At 64.7% G+C, this 431-nt stretch carries 1 pseudogene; it reads left to right on the forward strand.

Annotated elements, in window-relative coordinates:
* A pseudogene (locus tag ELR45_RS38420) lies at nucleotides 1-263 on the forward strand (LLM class flavin-dependent oxidoreductase); the annotation flags it as partial.
* Nucleotides 264-431 lie beyond the last annotated feature (168 nt).

The raw sequence follows: 431 nt of genomic DNA on the forward strand, positions 1-431 counted from the left end.
ACCAGCCGACACCGGAGGTCGAAGGGTTGCCGTTCTACGACGACCTGGTCGCGCGCTACAACGAACACGGCACCGACGGTCTGGTCTCGATGCCCCAACAGTGGTGGACCGAGCTGGGACCGATCGGCACCATGGATGATGCGCACGAGCACATCGCCGCGCTCGAAGCGGCCGGCGTCACCAGCATCGGGATGTTCCCGTCGCGGAACCTCGAGACCGCCAAGGGTCAGATCGACGACGTGCTCCGCCTCGCCGCTCCCTAGTTTGTGTTTCCCGAAGGTCTGAAGCCCGCGGTGGATGGGAATCCCCCGCCCGCGCCGATACGTGACCAGAAAGTGGGAGGGAGTTCTCCCTCCCACGGCCCAAAGCGAACCATCGGGCGCGGAGGATTCTATCCACCGCGGGTTTCAGACGCTGACTTGTGCCTGGAT

The organism is Phytoactinopolyspora endophytica (genome assembly GCF_004138495.1).
Lineage (GTDB): Bacteria > Actinomycetota > Actinomycetes > Jiangellales > Jiangellaceae > Phytoactinopolyspora > Phytoactinopolyspora endophytica.